The organism is Salinicola sp. (assembly GCF_982684285.1).
Genome location: NZ_CEXLVS010000251.1, coordinates 1 through 5,970, shown reverse-complemented (window position 1 = coordinate 5,970; position 5,970 = coordinate 1). Strand labels below are relative to the sequence as shown.

6 protein-coding genes are annotated in these 5,970 nt (G+C 64.4%); 2 read left to right on the top strand and 4 right to left on the bottom strand.

Annotated elements, in window-relative coordinates; genetic code table 11:
* Nucleotides 1-390, bottom strand: a 390-nt coding sequence (locus AC3AYF_RS17350) for a DUF177 domain-containing protein (RefSeq protein WP_487780083.1), incomplete at its 3' end; no start/stop codon positions are given.
* Between the two features lie 84 nt (nt 391-474).
* Between AC3AYF_RS17350 and AC3AYF_RS17345 the strand changes: the two genes are divergently transcribed.
* Nucleotides 475-1,083 (top strand): Maf family protein, encoded by a 609-nt coding sequence (locus AC3AYF_RS17345; RefSeq protein ID WP_295040948.1) that lies wholly within the window; start codon nt 475-477, stop codon nt 1,081-1,083.
* On the opposite strand, the gene sppA is transcribed toward AC3AYF_RS17345, so the two are convergent.
* Genes sppA through AC3AYF_RS17330 form a run of 3 tightly spaced genes read right to left on the bottom strand, consistent with a single transcriptional unit; the run spans nt 1,071 to nt 3,801 of the window.
* Nucleotides 1,071-2,135 carry a signal peptide peptidase SppA gene (gene sppA / locus AC3AYF_RS17340; RefSeq protein WP_295040950.1) on the bottom strand — a complete coding sequence of 355 codons (1,065 nt, stop codon included), beginning with the start codon at nt 2,133-2,135 and terminating at the stop codon, nt 1,071-1,073. The genes AC3AYF_RS17345 and sppA overlap by 13 nt on opposite strands.
* 36 nt (nt 2,136-2,171) lie before the next feature.
* Entirely contained in the window at nt 2,172-2,864 is a 693-nt protein-coding gene (locus AC3AYF_RS17335; protein WP_487780082.1) for an HAD-IA family hydrolase, read from the bottom strand.
* Nucleotides 2,854-3,801, bottom strand: coding sequence for an RluA family pseudouridine synthase (locus AC3AYF_RS17330; RefSeq protein WP_149434708.1), 948 nt, complete (start codon nt 3,799-3,801; stop codon nt 2,854-2,856). Before AC3AYF_RS17330 ends, AC3AYF_RS17335 begins: the two co-directional genes overlap by 11 nt.
* Before the next feature lie 776 nt (nt 3,802-4,577).
* Here AC3AYF_RS17330 and rne point away from each other — a divergent pair.
* The coding region (rne, locus tag AC3AYF_RS17325; RefSeq protein WP_487780081.1) for a ribonuclease E at nt 4,578-5,970 on the top strand (1,393 nt) is incomplete at its 3' end.

Here is a 5,970-nt window from a genome sequence, read left to right as displayed (position 1 = left end):
ATAGTCGCTGGGCACCGCCGCCGCCAACGCATCGTCGCTGACGACAGCCAACTTGAAGTGACTGGCGACCGACACCGCCATGGGCTTCAGACAGCGCCGGCACGGAATCATGAGATCCGCTTCAAGATCCCCGTCGATCAGATGCCGACGCTGCGTATCGACGTCGAACTGCAGCCTGACGACGGCGCTGCCCTGCTGCGGCCCGATCTCGGCTGCGAGGCGTGCCAGTTTCTCGAGGTCGACAAGCCCCTCGATCGTTTCTTGGTTAGCCGCTGCCCGGTAAGGCTCGACGGTCGGGGGAAGTCGTCTGGTCAACATAGGCGCGACATCATAGGGATTCACCGGGTCTCTGTCAAAGCGCTTGAATCGCGCTATTCTGTTGTTCGACAAGGCATACGCGCGTCGCCCATGCCCTTCATCATGTTCGCTGCACCGACTTCCACCCTCTGCCTCGACTTCAAGACAAGGACCCTCATGTCTCGATTGGTACTCGCCTCCAGCTCCCGCTACCGTCGACAACTGCTCGACCGGCTCGAGATCCCCTATCAATGGACCGCGCCGGATATCGACGAAAGCCGGCGCGAGGGCGAAGATGCAGTTACCCTGGCCCACCGCCTCGCTCTCTCCAAGGCCCAGGCAGTCGCTGCCGACTACCCGGCCCATCTGGTCATCGGCTCCGACCAGCTAGCGCTGTTCGACGGCGACATACTGGGGAAGCCCGGCGACTTCGATACGGCCTGCGCCAACCTGCGCCGCTTTTCAGGCCGCAAGGTCAGCCTCATGACAGGCCTGGCCCTGATCGATACCCGGGCCGGGCACCACCGCGTCGTTCACGACACCTACCACGTCTGGTTCCGAGCGCTGAGTGACGAGGAAATCGAGGGCTATGTCTCCCGTGACCAGCCCTACGACAGCTCGGGCAGCTTTCGCATGGAGGGGCTCGGCATCGCCCTGTTCGAACGCTTCGAGGGTGACGACCCCAACACCCTGATCGGCCTCCCCCTCATCAAGCTGTGCGAACTGCTGAGGGAGGCTGGCGTGAATCCGCTGGGGAACCACCGGGAAACCCCTCAAGGCAGCTGATAGCGCACCGGAGACGCGGCGCTGTCCAGTCCCAGCCAGTGGGCCGCCGCGCTGGTGAGCTTGTTGGAGAACAGCGACCAGGGATCGAGGGACGGCGTGTAATCCTCGAGACTCACCTCCCCCAGGCGCGCCCGCGACAGCTGCTCGAGGTTGGCGATGTCGTCGACCAGCCCCAGCGACTTGGCCTGTTCGCCGGTCCAGACCAGGCCGGAAAACAGCTCCGGATCGTCGCTCAGGCGATCACCCCGACCGGCCTTGACGGCATCGATGAACTGCCGGTGGGTGGTATCCAGCACGGACTGCCAGAACTCGCGCTGCCCCGGCGATATCTGCGAGAACGGATCCATGAAGGCCTTGTTGTCCCCTGCCGTGAAGACACGGCGTTCGACGCCGATCTTGTCGATCGCGTGCTCGAGGCCGAAGCCCGCGCTGATGACGCCGATCGAACCGACCAGGCTGGCCGGCGAGGCGTAGATGCGGTCCGCCGCCGACGCCATGTAGTAGGCACCGCTGGCACCGATGTCCTCGATGACGGCCAGAATCGGCTTGTCGCCCTGGGCCTCGAGATAGCGAATCTCGTCATAGACACGCTGCGACTGGACGGGGCTTCCGCCAGGGCTGTTGACATGCAGCACCACGGCATCGGCACCGGGATCCCTCCACGCCCGCTGCAGCCCCTCGATGATGCGTTCCGCATTGGCCTGGCCGTTGGCGTCGATGGGTCCATTGACCTCGACAACACCAAGATGTCGACGACTGGCGGATCCGCCGTCGCCCTGGGCCAGGAACATGGCGTAGGCGCTCAGACACAGCCCCGCGATCACGATCAGCGCGAACAGCAGCCGGAAGAAGATCTTCCAGCGCCGGGAACGTCGCTGCTCGGCGAGCACCCCGCCGACCCAACGATCCATCATCTGCACCTCGGCCAGCCGCACCGTATCGGCACTGGCCGGCTCGCCATCGCGAGGCGCGCCCGTGGCCCTGCGCCGCTCCGCCTCCGTCCGGCTCAACTCCGGCCCTTGCGTCCAGTCATCACGTCGATCGTCGCTCATCACCGCCTCCTCGCTGAAATCCCGCACTCGGGGTCATCACACCAACAACCACTCGACGATCGACGGAAAGTCATCGGCGACGAATCTGGGGTCGCTGTGCTGCAGACGCTGGCGTTCGTGCACGCCGTAGGTCACCGCGACGCGATCCATGCCGATGGCCCTGGCCATCTCCAGGTCGTATTCGGTATCGCCGATCATGACGGCCTCGCCGATGGGCACATCGCACTCGGTCAGCAGCTCCTCGAGCATCTGGGGGTGCGGTTTCGAACGCGTGAGATCGGCGGTGCGGCTCGCCGCGAACCAGCCGCCGCAGGATTCGTGACCGAAGACACGATCCAGCCCGCGACGACTCTTGCCGGTCGCGACCGCCAGCCGGCAGCGGGAATCCTGGCGCAGGCACCCGATGCCCTCCCCCACGCCAGGGAAGAACGGGGTCGGTATCCGATCGGCGATCCGGAACTGATGGCCGTAGGCTTCCCGCAAGCGGTCCCGCTCGGGAGCCGTCACCCCCGGAAAGAGCATGGCGACGGCCTCCGGCAGGCCCAGGCCGATGATATCGCGAACGGCGGCATCGCTCGGCACCGGCCACTGCAACTCCCGCGCAGCGGCCTGCATGCAAGCCACGATACGCGCCGCCGAATCCATCAGCGTACCGTCCCAATCGAAGATCACCAGCGAGTAGCGGCAGCGCCGCGACACGCTCTCGCCCGCCAGCGCCTCAACCGCCATGACGCGCACGCTCCAGCACCTTCTCCAGTCCGGGTTCCAGCGGCGCTCTCGCCTGCACGGGCCGCCCGGTCCTGGGATCGGGGAAGGTCAGGGTCAAGGCATGCAGGAACAGGCGATCCAGGCGCAGGGACCTCGCGATGCGAGCCCCCTCGGCGCTGCCGTACTTGTCGTCACCCAGCAGCGCGTGTCCGGCATGGGCGGCATGGACACGAATCTGATGAGTGCGGCCGGTGACCGGCTCCGCCTCGATCAGCGTCACCTTCGGGAACGTTTCACGCACCGCGAAGCGGGTCCGCGATACCTTGCCATTGTCGTCGACCCGCACCCGACGCTCGCCGTTGCCGGCGTCGTAACGCTCCAGCCGGGCGCTGACGTAGTCGCGACGTGCCGGCCAGCGCCCCTGCACCAGAGCCAGATACCCCTTCTCCATGCGGCGCTCGCGTAGCGCGGTATTGAGCGACAGCAACGATTCGCGGTTCTTGGCCAACAGCAGGCAGCCCGAGGTGTCGCGATCGAGACGGTGAACGAGCTCGAGGAAGTCCAGGTCCTCGCGTACCTGGCGCAGCGCCTCGATCAGGCCGATCTTGACGCCACTGCCGCCGTGCACCGCCAGCCCCGAAGGCTTGTTGATGACCAGCCAGTCGGGGCCCTCGATGACGACGCTGCCGGCCAGCAGGTTGCGCAGGCTTTCGCTGGCCTCCTTCACCGCACTCTCCGGTGCCAGCCGCAGCGGCGGCACGCGGACCACGTCCCCGGCCTGAACGCGATAGTCCGCCTTGATGCGCTTCTTGTTGACACGTACCTCGCCCTTGCGAACGATGCGATAGATCAACGACTTCGGCGCGCCCTTGAGACGCGTCCGCAGGAAATTGTCGATTCGCTGCCCCTGCTGGGACTCGCTGACCTCGATAAACTGTACTTCCTGGCCTTCGGCCATGCTCGACTCCCTCGACGGCACTGCGCGGCGACACCAGCGCGCCGCCGGGCGCCATTCTAACGCACGCAGCCGGGAGCGCGAGCTCAATTGCCGCTGCCTCGGCATTACTGTTATATTGCGGATTCACTCGATGGGTTTATCACCCATTCAGGCGTCAGCGACTGCATAGGCTGACCGAAGTGAAAAAATGTCTCGATCTTCCAGAGAGTTAACGAAGCCAACCGCTCACGGCTGCTGGAGTGATCAAAACACGTTTGGAACGCCAGGCCCCGACTCGACCGTGCGACTGACATCAGATCGCCATGCTCGCGGGAAATCCACAGGTACCAGTGGAAGGCGTCGCCGAACCGAACAATGCCAAGTGATATAGACGGCAGTCTGCAGGACCGGATGCGTCGACGAAAAACGCGCCGTGACATGTCCTGCCACCGTTTCGTACTCAACCCATGTTCGTGTAGCGTCCCTAGCAAGCAGGTAATGAAAGCAAAGATGTAATGGTAATGAGCAAGCACGCCACTGGGCTCGATGAGCGTCGACCCGAACTCGCACCGATAGCCGCACCGTGCGACTCGAACTGCGTTGTTCGGACATTCCCCTCGAGTTCCTGACGCGGGTTCCCTTGCGTGTGACACGCTGAGCCCGTTCCGGCACACCCTGCGCCTGCTTGCCCTGCCGGGTCGCTTCACCAATGTGCGCGAGCACAGCACGACCGCTTGCGGTTCGTCGTCGCCGATTGCAGCACGCCTTCCACCGGCACGCTCAATTAGCGAGACCGTATGAAAAGAATGCTCATCAATGCGACACAGCCGGAAGAGCTGCGCGTCGCACTCGTGGATGGACAACGCCTTTACGACCTGGACATCGAATCCGGTGCCCGGGAGCAGAAGAAAGCCAACATCTATCGGGGCAAAATCACCCGCCTCGAACCCAGCCTCGAAGCGGCTTTCGTCGACTTCGGCGCGGAACGCCACGGCTTCCTGCCGCTCAAGGAAATCTCCCGCGAGTACTTCTCCAAGGATCCTTCGGGCCGACCCAACATCAAGGAAGTCCTGAAGGAAGGCCAGGAGGTCATCGTCCAGGTCGACAAGGAGGAGCGCGGCAACAAAGGCGCGGCGCTGACGACCTTCATCAGCCTGGCGGGACGATTCCTGGTACTGATGCCCAACAACCCCCGCGCCGGCGGCATCTCCCGCCGGATCGAGGGCGATGAGCGCAGCCAGCTCAAGGATGCCATGGGTCAATTGACCCTGCCCGACAAGATGGGCGTCATCGTGCGCACCGCGGGTATCGGCCGTTCTCCGGAAGAGTTGCAGTGGGATCTCGACTACCTGGTCCAGGTGTGGGACGCGATCACCACCGAAGCGGTCAAGCGCCCTGCCCCGTTCCTGATCTACCGCGAATCGAACGTGATCATCCGCGCCATGCGCGACTACCTGCGCCAGGACATCGGCGAGGTGCTGATCGACAGTGCGGACGTGCACGAGGAGGCGCTGAGCTTCATCCGCCAGGTGATGCCGTCCTATCAGCAGAAGATCAAGCTCTACACCGACGACGTTCCGCTGTTCTCGCGCTTCCAGATCGAATCCCAGATCGAGACCGCCTATCAGCGCGAGGTCAAGCTGCCCTCGGGTGGCTCGGTGGTTATCGACCACACCGAAGCGCTGGTCTCGATCGACATCAACTCGGCACGCGCCACTCGCGGCGCGGACATCGAGGAAACCGCGCTCCAGACCAACCTGGAAGCCTCCGACGAGATCGCCCGCCAGCTGCGGCTGCGCGATATCGGCGGCCTGGTGGTCATCGATTTCATCGACATGTCGCCGGCACGCAACCAGCGCGAAGTCGAAAACCGCGTTCGCGACGCGCTCAAGCTCGACCGCGCCCGCGTACAGATCGGTCGTATCTCGCGCTTCGGGCTGATGGAAATGTCGCGCCAGCGGCTGCGCCCCTCGCTCGGCGAGACCAGTGGCGTCGTCTGCCCCCGCTGCGATGGCCAGGGCACCATTCGCGACGTGCGCTCCATGGCGCTGTCGATTCTTCGCCTGATTGAAGAAGAGGCCATGAAAGAGCGCAGCGCCCAGATTCGCGCCATTCTGCCGGTGCCGGTGGCGACTTACCTGCTCAACGAGAAGCGGAACGTTCTCTCCGATGTCGAGCGCCGCCAGGGCG